This is a genomic window from Pectobacterium quasiaquaticum, assembly GCF_014946775.2.
GTDB classification, from domain to species: domain Bacteria; phylum Pseudomonadota; class Gammaproteobacteria; order Enterobacterales; family Enterobacteriaceae; genus Pectobacterium; species Pectobacterium aquaticum.
This window is the reverse complement of the sequence record NZ_CP065177.1, coordinates 2,581,892-2,600,372: the sequence shown is the minus strand read 5'-3', so window position 1 is coordinate 2,600,372 and position 18,481 is coordinate 2,581,892. Positions and strand designations below refer to the sequence as shown.

17 protein-coding genes are annotated in these 18,481 nt (G+C 49.0%); 6 read left to right on the top strand and 11 right to left on the bottom strand.

The window, feature by feature from the left end; translation table 11 throughout:
• Nucleotides 1-39 precede the first annotated feature (39 nt).
• Nucleotides 40-1,218 (top strand): alpha/beta hydrolase, encoded by a 1,179-nt coding sequence (locus IG609_RS11910; protein ID WP_193400603.1) that lies wholly within the window; start codon nucleotides 40-42, stop codon nucleotides 1,216-1,218.
• A gap of 133 nt (nucleotides 1,219-1,351) precedes the next feature.
• Here IG609_RS11910 and IG609_RS11905 read toward each other — a convergent pair whose 3' ends face one another.
• From IG609_RS11905 to IG609_RS11885, 5 genes are read right to left on the bottom strand one after another with little or no spacing between them, the layout of a single operon-like run.
• On the bottom strand, nucleotides 1,352-1,978 hold the full coding sequence (locus tag IG609_RS11905; RefSeq protein WP_193397083.1) for a tetratricopeptide repeat protein: 627 nt from the start codon (nucleotides 1,976-1,978) through the stop codon (nucleotides 1,352-1,354).
• Nucleotides 1,979-2,782: an SDR family oxidoreductase gene (locus tag IG609_RS11900; protein ID WP_193400606.1), complete on the bottom strand. Its 804-nt coding sequence runs from the start codon at nucleotides 2,780-2,782 to the stop codon at nucleotides 1,979-1,981.
• Nucleotides 2,769-3,434 (bottom strand): iron-containing redox enzyme family protein, encoded by a 666-nt coding sequence (locus IG609_RS11895; protein WP_102116348.1) that lies wholly within the window; start codon nucleotides 3,432-3,434, stop codon nucleotides 2,769-2,771. Before IG609_RS11895 ends, IG609_RS11900 begins: the two co-directional genes overlap by 14 nt.
• Before the next feature lie 2 nt (nucleotides 3,435-3,436).
• Nucleotides 3,437-4,873, bottom strand: a complete 1,437-nt coding sequence (locus tag IG609_RS11890) for an AMP-binding protein (protein ID WP_193400607.1) — start codon at nucleotides 4,871-4,873, stop codon at nucleotides 3,437-3,439.
• A complete protein-coding gene (locus IG609_RS11885; protein ID WP_193400609.1) occupies nucleotides 4,854-5,510 on the bottom strand; it encodes a thermostable hemolysin in 657 nt (218 codons plus the stop codon). Before IG609_RS11885 ends, IG609_RS11890 begins: the two co-directional genes overlap by 20 nt.
• A 154-nt stretch (nucleotides 5,511-5,664) precedes the next feature.
• Here IG609_RS11885 and cybB point away from each other — a divergent pair, with 154 nt between their 5' ends.
• A complete protein-coding gene (gene cybB / locus IG609_RS11880; protein WP_193399871.1) occupies nucleotides 5,665-6,213 on the top strand; it encodes a cytochrome b561 in 549 nt (182 codons plus the stop codon).
• A gap of 111 nt (nucleotides 6,214-6,324) precedes the next feature.
• Here the strand turns inward: cybB and IG609_RS11875 are convergent, their stop codons facing one another.
• The 6 genes from IG609_RS11875 to IG609_RS11850 form a co-directional block, all read right to left on the bottom strand.
• Nucleotides 6,325-7,959, bottom strand: a complete 1,635-nt coding sequence (locus IG609_RS11875; protein ID WP_193400611.1) for a S53 family peptidase — start codon at nucleotides 7,957-7,959, stop codon at nucleotides 6,325-6,327.
• Between the two features lie 24 nt (nucleotides 7,960-7,983).
• On the bottom strand, nucleotides 7,984-9,225 hold the full coding sequence (locus tag IG609_RS11870; RefSeq protein ID WP_193399869.1) for a lanthionine synthetase LanC family protein: 1,242 nt from the start codon (nucleotides 9,223-9,225) through the stop codon (nucleotides 7,984-7,986).
• The gene (locus IG609_RS11865) at nucleotides 9,222-10,298 is read right to left on the bottom strand and encodes a T3SS effector HopA1 family protein (RefSeq protein ID WP_193400613.1); all 1,077 of its coding nucleotides are present in this window, start codon (nucleotides 10,296-10,298) and stop codon (nucleotides 9,222-9,224) included. Before IG609_RS11865 ends, IG609_RS11870 begins: the two co-directional genes overlap by 4 nt.
• On the bottom strand, nucleotides 10,288-11,409 hold the full coding sequence (locus IG609_RS11860) for a phosphotransferase family protein (protein ID WP_193400615.1): 1,122 nt from the start codon (nucleotides 11,407-11,409) through the stop codon (nucleotides 10,288-10,290). The genes IG609_RS11865 and IG609_RS11860 overlap by 11 nt, the downstream gene beginning before the upstream one ends.
• 65 nt (nucleotides 11,410-11,474) lie before the next feature.
• Complete coding sequence (locus IG609_RS11855) at nucleotides 11,475-12,380, bottom strand: hypothetical protein (RefSeq protein ID WP_250127216.1); 906 nt, start codon at nucleotides 12,378-12,380, stop codon at nucleotides 11,475-11,477.
• A 720-nt stretch (nucleotides 12,381-13,100) separates the two neighbouring features.
• Nucleotides 13,101-14,141 carry an FHA domain-containing protein gene (locus IG609_RS11850; protein ID WP_193397073.1) on the bottom strand — a complete coding sequence of 347 codons (1,041 nt, stop codon included), beginning with the start codon at nucleotides 14,139-14,141 and terminating at the stop codon, nucleotides 13,101-13,103.
• 709 nt (nucleotides 14,142-14,850) lie between these two features.
• On the opposite strand from IG609_RS11850, the gene nrfA reads away from it, so the two are divergent.
• Genes nrfA through nrfD form a run of 4 tightly spaced genes read left to right on the top strand, consistent with a single transcriptional unit; the run spans nucleotide 14,851 to nucleotide 18,469 of the window.
• The gene (nrfA, locus tag IG609_RS11845; RefSeq protein ID WP_226374042.1) at nucleotides 14,851-16,224 is read left to right on the top strand and encodes an ammonia-forming nitrite reductase cytochrome c552 subunit; all 1,374 of its coding nucleotides are present in this window, start codon (nucleotides 14,851-14,853) and stop codon (nucleotides 16,222-16,224) included.
• Between the two features lie 48 nt (nucleotides 16,225-16,272).
• On the top strand, nucleotides 16,273-16,842 hold the full coding sequence (gene nrfB / locus IG609_RS11840; RefSeq protein ID WP_010276443.1) for a cytochrome c nitrite reductase pentaheme subunit: 570 nt from the start codon (nucleotides 16,273-16,275) through the stop codon (nucleotides 16,840-16,842).
• Nucleotides 16,839-17,510: a cytochrome c nitrite reductase Fe-S protein gene (gene nrfC / locus IG609_RS11835; protein WP_116163377.1), complete on the top strand. Its 672-nt coding sequence runs from the start codon at nucleotides 16,839-16,841 to the stop codon at nucleotides 17,508-17,510. Before nrfB ends, nrfC begins: the two co-directional genes overlap by 4 nt.
• Nucleotides 17,507-18,469: a cytochrome c nitrite reductase subunit NrfD gene (gene nrfD, locus IG609_RS11830; protein WP_116163375.1), complete on the top strand. Its 963-nt coding sequence runs from the start codon at nucleotides 17,507-17,509 to the stop codon at nucleotides 18,467-18,469. Before nrfC ends, nrfD begins: the two co-directional genes overlap by 4 nt.
• Nucleotides 18,470-18,481: the final 12 nt, after the last annotated feature.

The window sequence follows — 18,481 nt, the reverse complement described above, 5'->3', positions numbered from 1 at the left end:
ATTTTTGATAACAATTTAACGCAACAAAAAGGAATAACGATGAAAATAAACTATATGGCATGTCTTATTGCAGGTATGACGCTGTATTCATCAGCAAATATCGCCGCGCTCCCTGCCGATTTCCCAGTTATGCCTGCGGCAACCGTCCCTGTGAGCCAGTATGTCACCGCGGTTAATGCGGATAGCAGTATCACTTTCCGCCTGTTTGCGCCAACGGCGAAGCAGGTCAGTGTTTTTACTGGTTCGACGCCCGATAGCATTGTATCCCATGCGATGACAAAAGATGAATCTGGCGTATGGTCGTTCAAAACGCCAGCGTTGGCACCGAACCTGTATGAGTATTTTTTCAGCGTGGATGGTTTTCGCACCATTGATACCGGCACGGCGTTTACCAAACCGCAGCGTCAGGTGAATACCAGCCTGATTCTGGTGCCGGGAAGTATTCTGGACGTGCGTAAGGTGCAACACGGTGAGCTAAGAACGCTGACCTATCATTCGAACGCCTTGAAATCAGAGCGTCAGGTGTATGTCTGGACGCCGCCGGGCTATAGCGAATCGTCAAAACCGCTGCCGGTGCTGTACTTCTATCATGGCTTTGGCGATACGGGCGCATCGGCCGTGGTGCAGGGACGGATACCGCAGATGATGGATAACCTGCTGGCGGAGAAAAAGATTGAGCCGATGCTGGTCGTCATTCCTGATACGGAAACGGACGTTCCCAGCATCATCCCAGAAGACTATCCGCCGCAGGAGCGCCGCAAGGTGTTCTATCCGCGCAATGCGTTAGCGGCGGACAGGGAACTGATTCATGACATCATCCCCGAGATCGGCAAACGCTTTAACGTCCGTCAGGATGCAAACGGCAGGGCGCTGGCCGGGCTGTCGCAGGGCGGCTATCAGGCATTGGTATCCGGCATGAGTCACTTGGATCATTTCGGCTGGCTGGCGACGTTCAGCGGCGTGACCACCGAAACGGTGCCAAACGCGGCCGTTGCTGCACAGCTTGAGCGACCGGAGCAGATTAATCAGCAACTGAAGAATTTCACAGTGGTGATTGGCGAGACCGACAACATTACGGGTAAGGATATCGCGGGTCTGAAAACGGCACTGGAGCAGAAAAATATCCGGTTTGACTACCGCCATTATCCGAATCTCGGCCACGAAATGGATGTTTGGCGGCCAGCCTACAGCGAATTTGTTCAGAAGCTTTTTAAATAGCGTCTTAGGAAGCGGGCTTGAGAAGTCATGCCCGCTTCCTATCAGCCCCTGAATAGAGCCAACTGATCCCCTTACGACAGAAACTGGCTGGTACGTGCTCGCGGTTTAACGCTATCTGCCCGCGGGGCTATCATTATTGAATCGTTGCCAGCGCTTTTGCTATATCGCGATGACGGCCACTATCGGCAATGTCACGACCGGGTCGGGCAGGTGCCTTAAGCGCTTTTTCCAGATAACGTTTTGCTTCGTCTGACTTTTTCTCTTTCAGCAGGAAATCACCGTAAAAATAATTGGCATCAATGCCATCGGGATTGATCGCCAGCGCCTTTTTTAGCATCTCAGCGGCTTTTTCTTTATCACCAAAACCTATCGGCCAGCCAGGAACCTGGTAATAAAGAACACCGAGGCTGGTCCAAGCCGAACCATCAAGCGCGTTGGGGTCAATAGCGATCGCTTTTTCAAGCGAGGTGCGAGCCTGTTTAACCAAGCTGAGCGCGCCCAGACCACCTTTTGCGCCAGCCCAACTGCTATCGATAATCCCTGACCAGATCAATAACGTTGCATCATCATCGTTTCTGGCATGACTCGCATCATGGGCCCGCTGGCTTAACGTGCTAAAACAATTCTCCTTGTTAGCTTCTAATGTCTGGTACTGACAGACAGACCAGTCGTGTTGTAAATCTGCCAGAGGCGTATTTGCCAGCACGGACACGGGTACAACCCCTGCCAATACCACGATAAGCGCTTTGAGTGTTCTCATTTATTTTTCTCCTCTGACCGTGCGTCGAGCGAACGCCTGAATGATCGGTAATTTCTTGTTTAACACGCCGTCAACGACGGAGGGAAACCAAGCATTAATTTTGACAAACAGGCGTTCCATAACGCCGAAGCGGTATCGCTTTTGTTCCGTTTCGAGTAGTCGGACAATCTGAGTAGCCACAACGGTGGGGGTATCACTACCATTACCGAGTTTGCGGTTCAGGGCATAGACGGTTTCGCTGTTGAGTGCGGTTTCCGTCGAACGAGGAGCAACATACAGTACGGAAATACCGCTGCCCCGTAACTCACGATGTAGTGCTTCGGAAAAACGGTGCATAGCGGCTTTCGTCGCGCTGTAGACGCTCCAGGCAGGATGACCAATTTCCCCGAGAATGGAACCAACATTGAGAACAATGCCTGGCTGATTAACGGTGTGTAGCAATGCTCGAGTGAGTAATGTCGGTATTTCAATATTACTACGGATCTGTTCGCGAATATCATCAAACGATTGCTGCTCAAGCAGCGCAAAGTGGCTGCATCCTGCGTTATTAATCAGGATGTCCAGCTTTCCGCTTTCGTTAAGCTGAGCGGCAAGTGCGCTAATTTCAGCATCTGAGTAGGTTTTCATCAGAGCGATACAGTGCCGTTCTGGGTGGGGCAATTGCTGTTGCAGGCGCTGCATTGCCTGTTCGTTACGCCCCACTAGGTAGAGGTTTGCGCCTTTTCTCGCCAATGCGTGTGCTAGCGCCTGACCAATTCCGCCACTGGCACCGGTAAGCAGGACCGTTTTGCTATTCAGATTCACGTGCGTTATTCCCCAGTTGGTTGAGCATCTGTGTATACAGGTGATAAACGCGGCGGGCGGAGTGGATAATGGCGTCCTGATCTCGCTTGTCAGTGATGGTATCCATCAGCAAAGCAAAAAATTTCAGATGATCCTGGTCAAGTTCGCCATGTGAACGCAGATAGGTGGTTGCCTTTTTTGGCAGCCCCAGTCTCTGTTCAACCTGCGCGGCAATCGACGAGGCGATCGAGACGCTGGTGCCTTCCAGAACCAGCACCATGCCAAAGAGGCTCATCGGGTTGACTCGTTCAATTCGGTAGTAGAGAAAGGCAATCATCATTTCAATCGGCAGGCTGGGCGTGCCTAGTCTGACCTTTTCTGCATCCCCACCACAAGCGCGAATATCGTTCAGGATCCACTCCTGATGGCCATATTCTTCTTCGATATACTCGGTAATTGCGCCGCGTACTGACTCATGCGATGAAGGAAGTCGGCTGCCTGCGCACATCAGTAATGGGACGGTGTGGCTGACATGATAGTAAGCCTGAGTCAAAAACTCGATATACATCTCGCGTGAGATATCACCTTCACGGCAGCGGGTGATGGCCGTAGATGAAAGCAAACTCTGGCGTTCAGCGGTGGTCTTATTTTGTAATTGCTGATAAAAACTCATTATTACTCCTCCTCACTACATGTGAGAATCTGATGTTGTAGGGTTTGCCATATGGCATTTCGGCGAGGACGGCCATTGGCCGTTAACATATCGGGTGATGAAATCGTATGGGTAAACAGTAATCGATGCAGTTGCGCGTAATCTGGCAACTGTGCAGAAAGAGCCATCAGTTGTTCCCGTGCCTGCTCCTGTTGTCCGTCAAAGGCATCGACCAAAGCGACATTACGAGCTAACCCTTCGCCGAAAATCACGATGCGGCGCACTGCCGGGCATGCCATTGCTTCTGCTTCTGGCCATTCTGGGGAAAAATTGCGGCCAAAGGCGTTAATTTGCACATTTTTTATTCGCCCCAGAATATGAACGAATCCGTCGTCATCGATTCTGCCGAGATCGCCAGTCGCTACCGTCAATGAGGGAGACTCTCCCCCCAGATAGCCCAGCGCGTTGGCTGGGCTAACGACAACCAGTTGCTGATTATCATCAACCGATATTTGGATGCCCGGTAATGGCCTGCCGACGCTGCCCTGATTTGTGACCCCAGGTAGGTTGAGTGCCACGACGGAACCACATTCTGATAGTCCATAACCTTCAAAAATAGGGAGCCCGCTGCAAGCCGCAAGCTCAAGCAACTGAGCAGCGATTTTGCCACCCCCCGCCGCGATAAAACGGAGTGACTGTGTGCTGTCCTGAGCGTGCTGGTGCAAATGTAACAGCACCCGTAATAACTCTGGCACCAGCACCAGACTTTCTGGATGCCAGCGCACAAGTGCCTGCGAAAACTGAACCGCATTGAAGCGGCTAGAGCCTTCAAAACCTATGTGTGAAGGTGGCAGCACCACGGTTTCAGCCCCCAGCAGCAGCGGGATGTAAATGCCACACAGATTCTCAAGCAGAATACTGAGCGGTAATGTCACCAAATGCTTTTGTAAGTGAAGGGGGTGCAGCGCTGTAGCAAGCGCTTGTGCCGTCCATACCATGCCGCTCAGACTCAGGCAGACACCTTTAGGCTCACCCGTTGTGCCAGAGGTATAGGTGATTTTGGCCGTACCGGAAGGTAATGGAATGGGTTCATCGACCGTTCTGGTTTGCAGTCTGCCTAGTGGGAAATCGCACGTATGCCACTCTTCCAACGCGTCGCCGCCGATTCGCGCATCAATCGATGCCGACGACAGCACCCAGGCTTTTTGTCCGCTGGTGAAGAACGGAGGGACCGGTACGATCACAATCCCGCTAACGAGACAGGCAAGATCGATGATGGCCCATTCAGGACTATTTTCTGACTCGAGCGCTAACCGTTTTACGCCGAGTGACGTTAATTTCCTGGCGACATCCATGACCGACTCATGGTATTGCTTCCAGCTCCATGCTCGGGCTTCACCTTGCAGGGCGACAGCATCGGGATGCCGTAGTGCTTGCTGTTCAAGCCTGTCCAGAAACATAGGGTTCTCCCGTTGTTGCAATCCAGGGGGCGTCAGGCAACGCGGTGAATAGGCTAAGCAGTATGCTTGTCTGACTTAACGTGGTTTTCCCGCCAACGAGTTCACCGGCCATGACCTGTGGATCGTGCAGATAATATTCCCCCCATTCCTGTGCGGCATCACCCAGTCTTTCCGCGCTGGCAGGGGTGAGTAGGGTTGGTTGCAGATTCAGTCGATGAAAGATGTTGCGGATCTTCTTGGTGCCGGTAAACACAATCCACGAGTAATGGTATTGATTAAGCAACAAGCAGAGAGCGGCATACATGACGCGTGCAGAAGCACCGTCACTGGCGGAAAAATTTCCCACTTCGACAATCCCCTCCCGTGAAACAGACAGGTTAAGTCGCGAGGACAATACCGTTTCAACGGGAGCATCGAGATACTGCTCTAGATAAAATACGCCTTGCGAAGCTGTCTGGACGCCACAGGCTGCTCTCAGTTCACCACCGGCATCGTACATGCCGAGAAGCCAAGGCATACAGTGGGAAAGTGAGGCGTTGTAAATCTGATGATAGCTGTCACGTATTGACGCTGAGATATCATTCTGTTCGTATCCGCCATGTAACCATTTTAATGTGTAGGGTGACATTATTCGCATGATATAACCTCTGATGGAATAAACGCATTCTGGCAGAGGATTATTATGTCAACCTTAAGATCGTAGCGAGGGACTAAAAAATTTATATTAATGTATGCTTAAGCTTTTCATTCTATAACCGTTAGACGATCTATTTATTCTCTGGTATTTGAAAATGAAAAAAACTTATGCGTCCAGCCAAATTATTTTTCACTGGCTTGTGTTTATCATGGTTGTTATTACCTATGCTGCAATGGAGTTTAAAGGATTGACATCAAAGGGAGGTTCTGCACGTGCCATGATGGCTCTGGTTCACTATACAGCGGGTTTGGGGGTGTTATTACTTATGATGGTAAGGATAGTGTTGAAATATATCCATAGCACCCCCGAGATTGTTCCAATGCCGCCGCGTTGGCAAATTGTAGTGGCGAAAACAGTACATATTATTTTATACATTGTTTTTCTCGCTTTGCCGCTCCTCGGTCTATTTTCGCTTTATTTCGGTCAGATAGAGTGGTCTTTTTTGGGAATAACAATGCCCGTTGCTGGCGTACTGAATAAAGATATTCAGCACAATCTGAAAGAGTTGCATGAATTGATAGCCAATATCGGCTATTTTATCATTGGTCTTCATGCCGCTGCTGCGTTATTTCATCATTATATCGTGCGTGATAATACGCTGGACAGAATGCTACCCCTTCGCAAGGGCAGGATGCCTGAGTAGCGTCAGGCGTTTGCCCACTATCGGGTGGAGGATGGTCAGTACGCTCGCACATATTTTGGCAAGCGTACCGAGACATCACCATGGTGCTGGCTAATGTGGTACATGGGATGATTATTCCCAGTAACTTTCCGTCTGTTTTATCAAACCCAATAGATTGACGCCATTTGGCGATCCCAAACCAGTACAGGGATCCCATCCGGCAGCAGCGGGCAATCCGTTGCTGCCGGGGATGTTACTGCTAAATGCATTTGACCCGATGAGCTGATACAAAAAGCTGTTGATATTGCCAACTCGGTATGAAAGCGCGGTATTGAGACGTGCAATCAGGCCAGCGATGAGCGGGGTGGCAGCGCTGGTCCCTGCGGCTTTAAACGGTTTGCCATTGAAAATCATGGTCGTGTAATTCACTCCGCTGGCATTGACTGAGAGATCGGGTGTGGCGCAGGCATTTTTTGCATAGTTAGGATACTGGCGGAAATAGTTTGACAGGGCGTAGTACTGGTATGCAGGTGGGGGAGAGATAATGCTGAATCCTCCACCGGACGCATTGATGTTTTCACGCCAAACCTGCTCTCCTCCATTACTAAAGAGGTCGGTTCCGCCACAGGCAATGACGGAATCATAGGCAGCAGGAAGATTGACGCCAGGTACTTTATTATTGGACCCAACTTGATAAATCCCGTAGTCCCCTGATGCGGCGAGAACCGTGATGCCGCGTAGACCCAGTTGCTGAAGCAGCATGGCGGATTGCGCTTTCTCGGCTTGCGAGACATTGCTTTCACCGTTCGCCCAACTCGTGCTGATGACACTCACCGCATTTTCCGTGTCATTCAATACGGCGCGGAATCCGTCGGGAAAAGAGCTGGCGTAGTACACGATTATTTTGGCTTTAGGCACGATCCCAGCAACCAGCTGTACATCCATGTTAATTTCTAAGTTGTTGATAAGTTTTGATTGAGGTGGTTGCCAGGGTTCTGTTCCTACGATCTGCACGTCGGGTTTTTCAAGCTGGAACAGGGTGCAAAATGTGGCAAGATCGCTGGGGTTAAATGTTCCTCCTAACGCAATAATTCCCACCGTCTGCCCTTCGCCCTGATTATCGGGAAAATGGTATAGCGCGGTAAGATCCTGCGGTGAATATCCTGTTATCTGCGGTTGTTGTTCCTGCTCACCGGCAAGGTCAGTCAGCTTTTTTGGCTGTTGAATGAAATGTTGAACCGGTGAATCATCCGCCGCAATTTGCATCATTTTTAAGCGCCTGGACGGAATGTACCCCGCCTGCAAGCCTACATTTAATCCGTCAATGCCGGTAATTTGGGCGCGCAACTCGTCAGGCAGTTGGATGCGTCCGTGATAGGCTAAAAATGGATTGTTGTTGTCATCCTGATAAATGTGGAAAGAGATGCCGAATAGCTGAGAGAACTGCTCTATGGTGCCGGTAACCGCCATTTCATGCGTTTCCGCTTCACTGCTTACCTCCTTTAGCCCTGCCTGTCGGGCAAACGCTGTCATTTTCTGGATCGTGTTATCGTTCACCGCAAAACGCTGTTTGAGATCGGCAGCCGAAAGATACTGGCGTTTTTTGGGGTGAGTATCATTGAGATTGCTCGTTGACTGTAATGCGTTTTCATTTGTGTCCGGCAACAGATGAAAGGTTAACGTCAGCTCTGCACTGTTATCCGCGGTTGTTTGATACACTGCGGTTGGAGGGAGTGTTTGAAAGAAATCATCGGTATAAGTATTCATGGGTTTATTCCTCTTTATCAAGCATTAACGGATATGCAGCACGGTTTCCACTCTTTCGGGGTCGAATAAACGCAGGTAATACAGCCCTGTTCCCGCCAGACCTAACATCAATCCCGGCGTTTCTTTACCGGATTCACCGATACCACTGGGATCAAAAACGCCACTTGGCCAGGGAGTTTGCGTTAGCTGATACTTTTGAATGCCGAGTGAGGCGATTCGATAGGCTAGTTCGGCAAAATCTGCTCGCTGTAAGCACTCGGCTCCCATGAGAAGAATTTCACCGTTGCCAGCGCCGCCGTGGCAGAGGCTAAAATTGATTTGTTCTGGCTGTGTGCTGAGCTGTTGCAGAAGCTGCTGAGATGTTGTGGTCAACCCGACTAACGCTTCTTGTAATAATGTCGGTTCGTTTAATAACTGCCAGGCGCGCAAGCGGGACAGTGCGACCCCAGGGGCACCATGACACCACATGGTATTGAACTGCGGCGTGCGATACATAGAACGTAAATCGGGCCAGTTCTGATGCTGAGGGCTGAAGTTTTCACGTTCGTAGTTAAACGCTTGGAGGCCAGCATGAAGGTAAACGTCTCGACGCGTCACCACGCCTAGCTCAATCAAAGCCAGTCCAAAACCGGCCGCACCATGAGAATAGCCCGTTAAGCCGCGCTCATTACCGGGGGTAATCCAAAAGTGTGTCGTGGGGGTTTTTTGTGCTTTGCTTAATAAAAAATCACCCAACCTCACGGCGGATGCCAGCCAGCGATCGTCATCTTCGGCCTGATAGATTTTCAGTAAGGCAGGGATAGCGCCAGCGGCCCCGCCGATTACATCCAGTTCATGATCGGCAATCGGCAGGGTATGAATGTGTTGCAGTAAGTTAAGCCCCTGTGTTTTCCAGTCCGGCTGATTGAGGATTGTGCCGATTCGCCACATTGCCCAGGCAATGCCTAGTTGCCCAGCATGGAGGCTAAAAGCACTCTGTTGGTGAGACTGCCCCTGCATATGCTGGATAGCGTTAATGGTTGACGTTAGGGTGTCGAACAGAATGGGGTCTGGCTTTTGTCGGTGTAATTCGGCCAGAAATAGCGCAATACCAGACAGACCATTGTATAACGACGCGTCAAAAGTACGTGTGACGACCTGAAATTGACCATTAACGGCATCAACAACAGAGCCCTGCCAATTACTTCGGTTGTCAAAACGGAAACATTCCCGTTGGAGATGCTTACCAATACTCTCCGCTGCATTTAGGTATTGCTCATTTTTCATGATGCAGACTCCCTCTCTTGTTCACTAAAATCCACGGGTAAACTCAGCGTATTGGGGTTGAGATGTAGGCGGTGTATGGCGATGCCTTTGCTATTGAATCGGTCAACAAGGCAAACCCAATTCACCTGTTCTGCCGTTAAAGAGGAAGAACGTGATTGTTGTTTTTCATAAGCGTCCAGCAACCCTTTCGCGATAATCTGGCAGCGGTGCATTCCAAAACTTTGGCCATTCCCCGGATCTTCTGCGAAAGAAACGCCCGTTGTTATCGGTTGAGTAAATAAGGGATGGGTGTTGAGAAGATATTTTGCTAAAGACGGTATATGGGGCTTTAATACACGTAACGTATAATCAAAATAGCGTTTTTCGAGATACAGTACGGCACTGTCTGCTCGGTGATATAAATCAGCATGATTCAGGCATTTAAAATTAAACGCAATGTGATGTGCATTTAATACGTCGGTAATTAGGCCCACCAGTGCGGCAGCCCCTTCTGGCCGAATATTCCAGTAAATACGCACCTGTGGCGCATCATGCTCCATATAGTGGTTACTATGCACATAATAAAACACCTGCTGGAGATGACGGTTTTCTTTTTGTCGAAGAAAATGAATATATTGATTAACCACCAGTGGTGCATTAGGAATGGCTGGAATAAAACTATTCGGGTAGGCCTGCCGTAATTTCCCGCTCTTTTCTGCCCATATACCTTGAGCATCGGCATGATAAATTTTCCAGTTTTGATCGGGTGTTTCCAGAGAGTGATTAGCTGAACTTAATGTCTGCATAAACATTTCACGCTCATTATTTTTAGGCAAACTCAGGAATTTTTTATCATCTGGAACACCGCAGTAGAGCTTCGTATAGAGTGCGAGGCTAAGTTGAGACTCCAGTAATTGTTTCCGCTGTTGTACATTATGAGTCTGATTATGCCCAAACAGATTTAATGGGCCGCTATAGTCGCTCCAGACATAGTTGTGGAACACCTTATGGGCTTTGCCGTCGATCTGATAGCTGTCTGCACTCGTAACGTGAACACGTGCTGAGAGTTGTTTTAGCTGCTGTTCAAAGTTCATGAGAATGCGCTCCCAGAATCTGAGTGGCCCACGCCTGAGGAGAGACGATCATTTGTGTCACCATCTGTACAATGCGATTGCTTGAAGGCTGTAATTCAGCCTTCGAGATATTGGACTCAAACGCGGTTTGCAGCATTCTGGCAGCGGTGTAGTGGGTGAGCTTTTGCCTGTTTTCCGCGCTATTAAGCGCAGCGTCTGGGTTAACGATGTCGCGCGCCTTGCAGTAGCTCAGCCAAAAGAATTGGCAGGCTGACAAGGTTTGTTCCCATGTTAAAAACTCCATACCGGGTTGAGGCTGGTGTTGCAGCATCGGATTAGGATTCTGAGAAAAGACCCACAGCGTTAAAAAGCTCTGCAAAAGGCCGGCAACATCCCACAATGGATCGCCGAGATCGGCAATTTCCCAGTCGATCAGTTTCAATGTGCTGGTACTATTTTGGTCTACGCGAATGAAATTGATCAATTTAACGTCACCGTGAACCAGAGTATTACCGGACCAGTTATAACGTAGATCTTCCAGAAGTTGCAGAATATCCGGCTGCTGTCGAATGAGTGAGTCAATAGGACCGAGCTGCTGTTGCGAATTTTTTACTTGGGGGTTATCTCTGTCGCCAAATAGCATAATCCACGGTGGCTGACGGTTAAAAAAATTCAGACTTGGGTTATCTTCTATTTCTTCACTGAGATCTTTATGCAAACTAGCAAGGATGGTAGCCATTTGCGAAAGTTCATCCTGATTGATGGACTTGCTTTGCGTAATAAACTCATGAAGGCTAATCGCACCGGGGAAAAATTCGGTGACAAAAACATGGTTACCTAATTCATAACCATAATAGTTAGGGATGAAGGCGCGCATTTTCGGCAATATATCAGTTTGTTGAATCAGGCAATGCACGGTTGCGTCTTTTTGCATCAAATACGCATTTTGCTGATCCGAAGACAAAAGTTGCTTAACAAACAATCCGCTCGGATTATTATCTAAAAAAACCTGAAAAATACTATTCCTGCTTTGACGCTGGATGACTTTATAGCGGCCACTGACCAAATATTCAGGATGTAAAAAACCGTTATCAACGAGGAAATGAGCGAGATTGTGTAGCGTTAAGCGCATGATGGCTTCCTTTCAGGGATAAAATCACCGGCGATAATTCGCCGGTGATGAGGTAGCAGCCAGAATTAACAAGAACCAATCGATGGGAAATAGGTCTGTGCATTAGGCTGTTTTGTACTGCAGTTCCAGCTCACACCACAATCTTGAGGATGAGTAATGGGTGGCGTTTGAGCCTGAGCCGCAGCACAGCTTCCGATGGATGGGAAGTAGGTTTGCGCCTGAGCGGCACCATTACAGCCAACAACCTGCGTCAGCAGACCTGTTGTCACCTGCACACACTGCATACTCAATGTCGGGAATTGCGCCTGTGCCGGAGCTTGTGCCGCAGCACAGTGGCCGATGGATGGGAAGTAAGTTTGCGCCTGAGCGGCACCATTACAGCCAACAACCTGCGTCAGCAGACCTGTTGTCACCTGCGCACACTGCATACTCAATGTCGGGAATTGCGCCTGTGCCGGAGCCTGAGCCGCAGCACAGTGGCCGATGGATGGGAAGTAGGTTTGCGCCTGAGCTGCACCATTACAGCCAACAACCTGCGTCAGCAGACCTGTTGTCACCTGCGCACACTGCATACTCAATGTCGGGAATTGCGCCTGTGCCGGAGCCTGAGCCGCAGCACAGTGGCCGATGGATGGGAAGTAGGTTTGCGCCTGAGCTGCACCATTACAGCCAACAACCTGCGTCAGCAGACCTGTTGTCACCTGCGCACACTGCATACTCAATGTCGGGAATTGCGCCTGTGCCGGAGCCTGAGCCGCAGCACAGTGGCCGATGGATGGGAAGTAGGTTTGCGCCTGAGCTGCACCATTACAGCCAACAACCTGCGTCAGCAGACCTGTTGTCACCTGCGCACACTGCATACTCAATGTCGGGAATTGCGCCTGTGCCGGAGCCTGAGCCGCAGCACAGTGGCCGATGGATGGGAAGTAAGTTTGCGCCTGAGCGCCGCCAGCGACCTGTCCTGTCAGCACACAGCCTGGGAGGCTCACAAACGTGGGGACGCAGCCTGGTAAGCTGACGAATGTTGTTGGTGCAACACAGCCGGGAAGGCTGACAAATGTCTGTGCTTGAGCTGAATTATTACCACAACAGGCAGTTTGTCCGGTCTGAACACAACCAGGGAGACTGAGAAATGTTTGATCTGGGCCTGCCTGATTATTCGCTGTGTTAGCTGGACAAACTGGCGGAAAATAAGTAAACATTGATTTGTTCCTCATGCGTTTTGTGAGTAACACAAACCACTTACTGTCATTGTTTGGCGACGGGCAGTAAGTGGTTTTTTTGTTTTACACTGGATAACGTGGAATATGTATATTGCTATTTCACATATGGTCAGCGCATGCTCATCTTAGTCGCAATACTTCATATCGCTATTACACGCGATTACACAAAGTGAAGCTGTAATAATTAACTCCTTGTTTCTCATTGGAATGGTTAACTTTAAAATGTGTTCAATTAAAAATCAGTCTCGTTACGTTTAGCGTGATTTTTTCTGCAGTCATTATAATGATGCCGATAAATAATAATTTCTTTGCTAATTTTTATTTATTAAGGCAAGTAAAGGATTGTTAATATTATTGTTATAATATTGTCATTATCGACTACTATGGCTTGCTTTCGTTTTTTATTTCACCATGAAAAATATGGGTTTGCTGAGCGATAAAGATAAAATATTTAATAAATACATATGGTTACTCTATTTCTCCACCTTTTATAATGGTTATTTTTGATGAGTAAATACGTACGGAAGCATCTTTTACTTGCAATATCTGGCAAGCGTCAATGCCGCTGAAATTTACCGCATCACATAAGCGGTGACGTAATCTATGTACGCGAATTCGCGTATTGTTAGGTTTTATACCTAGCGCTTTAGATAATGAATTTAAATCGCACCATCCACAGTGAGATTGAGCATAACCTTGTAAGCGATCGGCTGTCGATTTCCTCGCCAGATGAAGCAGAAGGTAAAGTTGATTTTGAAGGCGTTCTCCTTTCAGGGTTATCGATTGTTCATTATCGGTAATCTGGAGTTGAATATCTTCTTCATCTTCTGATACATAAAAACAAAATGTCAGTTCATCAATAGAGCGTGAAATGACATGCCTTTCCTGACCACACCTCTCTTGTGCGTATTGCAGGTAATAATGATTACCGAACAGTTTTATGACTTCACCATCATGAATTTCATGGCTTTTTTCTTGGTTATTCTCTGAGGTGTTGACGTTCCAGCCATTCAGGTCATAGAGAAAAAAACAGTGCTCGGAGAGGGGGGTGACCGGCTTTTTTAAATAGATAGGGGAGATATCTGGGGCAAGGCTTATGAGTATGTCACAAGGCGGAAGATCGTTAGTCATCACGAATTGCTCTTCAGCATTTAATGATAATGTGATGATGTCTGCTTTTTTAATGAGATAGGGTTTGTCTTTTACCAGTCTTTTTTTATTAAGCCATGTTCCCTGTTTGCTTACGTCGAGAATATACCAGTTTTCTTTTTTCCAAAAAATAGTAAAGTGCATGTGATAACTGTCGGGAGAGATAAGAACGGTATGGCAGTTTATTGAGCGACCAAATGTATGAGAATAGCGCAGACAAATCCAATATCCATTCGATGACCGGATGACGCCACCATGTTCATTTATTTCTTTAAAAAATAAAGGAGGGGGTAAAGACATGTATCTTTTTAAAAAAAGAGTTGGTTTATTTCCATTGGATGGGCTAATTAAGTCATTCATGATAGTCAATCTCAATCATCAGCTAATACTATAATCGGTATTTTCAATGTGATTCACGAAAAACCTATGAAGGAATTTAAAAGATATAATGAGGTGTCACTAAGTTATACCTTTGTTTGCTTTTTGCTACAGAAGTATAACAGTTTTAGTGGAGTGTTGTTAAGTTGTTTTGGTCTATGCGGTAATTATAAATACTAATATCAAGTTGCTGATAATAATTAACAAGATAATTATTTATTATTTTTATCAACGCATTAGATTTCTTCTCTTTTGTCAGTTCAACGTCATGTTCTTAAGATGAGAGATAAACGAGAGGGATATGAAAGTCTGAGATATCGAATACATTGACTCATCATTATTTTCAATAAAATTTATTCTCATGCTAATTATGTTTACTGTTGCAAAATACTGACTCTGTGAATGAATATCATTCTGATATTTTCGTTAGGCCTGCGTATGGAAGTGGAACAAGGATCAAGAACTTTTCGATACGATTCATTACTTTTCTTTACCTTTGATCAAAAACAATATTTTAAATGCATCTTTTTGTTATTCATAGGACGAGTAATGTCACGACAGTTGTTGTGGTTTCTGTCAAATAGATAACGAAAATGACCGCCAGTAGGCGGCTTAATGTGGACACAAACGCATGGTCAGGATAAGTACGTCAATCTCCTATCTGTGGGGCATGGTAGCCAGTCTCTTTCTAATGGTGCCAGCCTATTCCGCTGATGCTCCGGCGTCAGCCCCGCCCGCCCCGATAGAAGCAAGAAACGCCGTCTTCACCAATCAACACCCCGATCAGTTCAACTCGTGGAAAGCGACCAGTGAACAGTCTGAGCGTCACGATGCGCTGGCAGAAGATCCCATGATGGTGATCCTCTGGGCGGGTTATCCCTTCTCAAGAGACTATAACAAGCCGCGCGGTCACGCTTATGCGTTAACCGATGTGCGTGAAACGCTGCGTACCGGTGCACCGAAAACGGCAGAAGATGGGCCTTTGCCGATGGCATGCTGGAGCTGTAAAAGTCCGGATGTTGCCCGCTTGATTCAAAAAGAAGGTGAGGACGGTTACTTCAAAGGTAAGTGGGCGCGAGGCGGGCCGGAGATGACTAACGATCTCGGCTGTGCGGACTGCCATGATACTGCATCCCCAGATTTCGCTCAGGGCAAACCAGCGCTAACGCTGTCCCGTCCTTACGCTGAGCGTGCAATGGAAGCCATTGGCAAACCATTTGATCAAACCAGTCGATTTGGTCAGCAATCGATGGTCTGTGGACAATGCCACGTTGAGTATTATTTTTCTGGTAAAGACAAAGCGGTGAAATTCCCATGGGATAACGGCACGAAAGTCGAAGACATGGAAAAATACTATGACGCCATTTCCTTCTCCGATTGGACCAACTCCCTTTCCCGTACACCGATGCTGAAAGCCCAACATCCAGAATATGAAACCTGGAGCATCGGTATTCACGGTAAAAACAACGTGACCTGTATCGACTGCCATATGCCGAAGGTGAAAAACGCGGACGGCAAATTGTATACCAATCACAAGATAGGTAACCCTTTCGACAATTACGGCGAAACCTGTACCAATTGCCACACGCAGGATAAAGCGGCGATGCAGGCGGTTGTTGCTGAACGCAAAACGGCCATTCAGGACTTAAAACTGAAAGCAGAAGCGCAATTGGTTCACGCGCACTTTGAGGCCAAAGCGGCCTGGGATGCTGGTGCAACCGAAGCAGAAATGCAGCCGATTCTGATGGATATTCGCCATGCGCAATGGCGCTGGGATCTGGCGGTTGCCTCTCACGGTATCCACATGCATGCGCCGGATGAGGGCTTACGGATGCTTGGCACCTCGCTGAGTAAATCCGCCGAGGCGAGAACCAAGCTGGTGCGCCTGCTGGCCCAGAAAGGGATAACAGGAGAAATCAAGCTGCCAGATATCTCGACGAAGGAGAAAGCACAGCAGGCAATCGGGCTCAACATGCAGCAAATCAAAGCCGAAAAACAGGATTTCCTGAACACGGTAGTGCCGCAGTGGGATGAGCAAGCGCGTAAAGCGGGACGACTGAACTAATAACCCCTCATCGCCCGTGGACGCGGGCGATCATAAAGTGGAGTGGATATGAGCGTATTACGTTCGTTATTGACTGCCGGGGTGCTGGTATCAGGCCTGCTTTGGGCATTGCCAGGGCTGACGCAGCCCGCACCTCAGGCGGAAAAAGGAGAGCGCTGGGAGGTCATGCCGCAGCGCAATCCCGATGAGGCTTGTCTACAGTGCCATAAACCGGAAGAGGATGGCATGCAGGGCAAGCATGCCTCCGCCGTCAACCCGCATAATCAAAAACAACTGACCTGCACCAACTGTCACGGCAAGCCATCGCCGATGCACCGCGAAGGCGTTAGAGATGTCATGCGCTTTAACTTCCCGATGTACAAAGTGGAAGAGCAAAACAGCGTCTGTATGTCATGCCATACGCCGGAACAGCTGCAAAAATCGTTTTGGCCACACGATGTGCACGTCGCGAAAGTGGCCTGTGCCAGCTGCCATCAACTGCATCCCACGCAGGATAGTATGCAGACGCTGAACGACAAGAGTCGCATCAAACTGTGTGTGGATTGCCATAGCGATCAGCGCAATAACCCAGACTTCAACCCAGCCTCAGTTCATCTGGGTAATAAGAGGCAGCCATGAGTTGCTCTCGTCGTCAATTTCTTGCCCGTATAGGGGGGCTGATTGCCATCACCAGTACGGCGGGGCAGGTCGTCGCACAGACGCTGAATATCAACGGCGTCCGCTACGGCATGATCCACGATGAATCGCGCTGTATCGGCTGTACAGCGTGTATGGATGCCTGCCGGGAAGTCAATCAGGTGCCGGAGGGGGTCTCGCGCCTGACGATCGTTCGCAGCGAACCAATCGGGACCTTCCCAGACGTGAAATATCGCTTTTTCCGTCACTCTTGTCAGCACTGTGATCATGCACCTTGTGTTGATGTGTGTCCTACCGGCGCGTCGTATCGCGATGCGGCAAGCGGCATTGTAGATGTGAATCCCGATCTGTGCGTAGGGTGCCAATACTGTATTGCTGCCTGTCCTTATCAGGTGCGCTTTATTCATCCGAAGACAAAAACGGCCGACAAGTGCGATTTTTGCCGCAAGACCAACCTGAAAGCCGGAAAACTGCCCGCCTGTGTGTTGTCTTGCCCGACGAACGCGCTGACGTTCGGCAACCTTGACGATCCTGATAGCGAGATTTCTCGCCTGCTCCGTCAACAGCCGACGTATCGCTACAAAATCGCGCTCGGCACTCGTCCTAAGGTTTATCGCGTACCGTTTAAATACGGGGAGGTTCATCAATGACGCCCGTGTCTTCAAGCGCATTCCATTTTGCTTCGTTAGTCTGGGACTGGCCGATTGCGATTTACCTGTTTTTGGTGGGCATTTCTGCGGGGCTGGTGACGCTGGCGGCCCTGCTGCGGCGCTACCACCCCGAGCAGGCAACCGCCGACAGTACGCTCATGCGCACCACGCTGATTCTTGCACCGTGCACCATTATCTTTGGATTGCTGATTCTGGTTTTCCACCTGACGCGCCCCTGGACGTTCTGGAAGCTGATGTTCCATTACAGCTTTACCTCGGTGATGTCGGTTGGGGTCATGCTGTTTCAGGTCTATATGGCGGCGCTGGCGGTCTGGCTGGTCAACATTTTCAGCGAGCAGGTTATCGTGCTGCAACAGCGCTGGCTACCGAAGCTGACCCTCGTTCCCAAGGTGCTAGGCTGGCTGGCACCGCTGCAGAAATCGCTGGATATCGTGATGTTGCTGCTGGCGGTGATGTTAGGGGCTTACACCGGATTTCTACTCTCCGCGCTGAAAACCTATCCGCTGCTGAATAACCCGATCTTACCGGCTTTATTCCTGTTTTCGGGGGTGTCCTCCGGTGCAGCCGTGGCGCTGATCGCCATGGCCTGCCGCTATCGCCGCAATCCGCATAGTGAAGAAGCGCACTTTGTACACCGTGTCGAAACGCCAGTCGTGTGGCTAGAAATCTTCTTGCTGTTTGCGTTCTTTATCGGCCTTGCTTTAGGGGACGATGGGAAGCAGCGGGCGCTGGTGGCCGCCGTGGGCGGGGGATTCTGGGCCGTGTGGTTCTGGCTGGGCGTGGTAGGGATTGGATTAGTTATTCCCTTGCTGCTCAAGTCATGGGCTAGCCGACAGCATTCACCTTATGGCGTGTTGGCGGTGTGCGGCCTGAGTCTGGTGGGCGTTTTGCTACTGCGTTTCTTTATCCTCTATGCGGGGCAGTTAACCGTTGTCTAATTCCCAGCAAGA

Excerpts from the sequence above, each read along its gene's own strand:
- IG609_RS11910 (WP_193400603.1), top strand. The coding sequence starts at position 40 with ATGAAAATAAACTATATGGCATGTCTTATTGCAGGTATGACGCTGTAT.
- IG609_RS11905 (WP_193397083.1), bottom strand. The coding sequence starts at position 1,978 with ATGAGAACACTCAAAGCGCTTATCGTGGTATTGGCAGGGGTTGTACCC.
- IG609_RS11895 (WP_102116348.1), bottom strand. The coding sequence starts at position 3,434 with ATGAGTTTTTATCAGCAATTACAAAATAAGACCACCGCTGAACGCCAG.
- IG609_RS11890 (WP_193400607.1), bottom strand. The coding sequence starts at position 4,873 with ATGTTTCTGGACAGGCTTGAACAGCAAGCACTACGGCATCCCGATGCT.
- IG609_RS11885 (WP_193400609.1), bottom strand. The coding sequence starts at position 5,510 with ATGCGAATAATGTCACCCTACACATTAAAATGGTTACATGGCGGATAC.
- cybB (WP_193399871.1), top strand. The coding sequence starts at position 5,665 with ATGAAAAAAACTTATGCGTCCAGCCAAATTATTTTTCACTGGCTTGTG.
- IG609_RS11875 (WP_193400611.1), bottom strand. The coding sequence starts at position 7,959 with ATGAATACTTATACCGATGATTTCTTTCAAACACTCCCTCCAACCGCA.
- IG609_RS11870 (WP_193399869.1), bottom strand. The coding sequence starts at position 9,225 with ATGAAAAATGAGCAATACCTAAATGCAGCGGAGAGTATTGGTAAGCAT.
- IG609_RS11865 (WP_193400613.1), bottom strand. The coding sequence starts at position 10,298 with ATGAACTTTGAACAGCAGCTAAAACAACTCTCAGCACGTGTTCACGTT.
- IG609_RS11860 (WP_193400615.1), bottom strand. The coding sequence starts at position 11,409 with ATGCGCTTAACGCTACACAATCTCGCTCATTTCCTCGTTGATAACGGT.
- IG609_RS11850 (WP_193397073.1), bottom strand. The coding sequence starts at position 14,141 with ATGAATGACTTAATTAGCCCATCCAATGGAAATAAACCAACTCTTTTT.
- nrfA (WP_226374042.1), top strand. The coding sequence starts at position 14,851 with ATGGTGCCAGCCTATTCCGCTGATGCTCCGGCGTCAGCCCCGCCCGCC.
- nrfB (WP_010276443.1), top strand. The coding sequence starts at position 16,273 with ATGAGCGTATTACGTTCGTTATTGACTGCCGGGGTGCTGGTATCAGGC.
- nrfC (WP_116163377.1), top strand. The coding sequence starts at position 16,839 with ATGAGTTGCTCTCGTCGTCAATTTCTTGCCCGTATAGGGGGGCTGATT.
- nrfD (WP_116163375.1), top strand. The coding sequence starts at position 17,507 with ATGACGCCCGTGTCTTCAAGCGCATTCCATTTTGCTTCGTTAGTCTGG.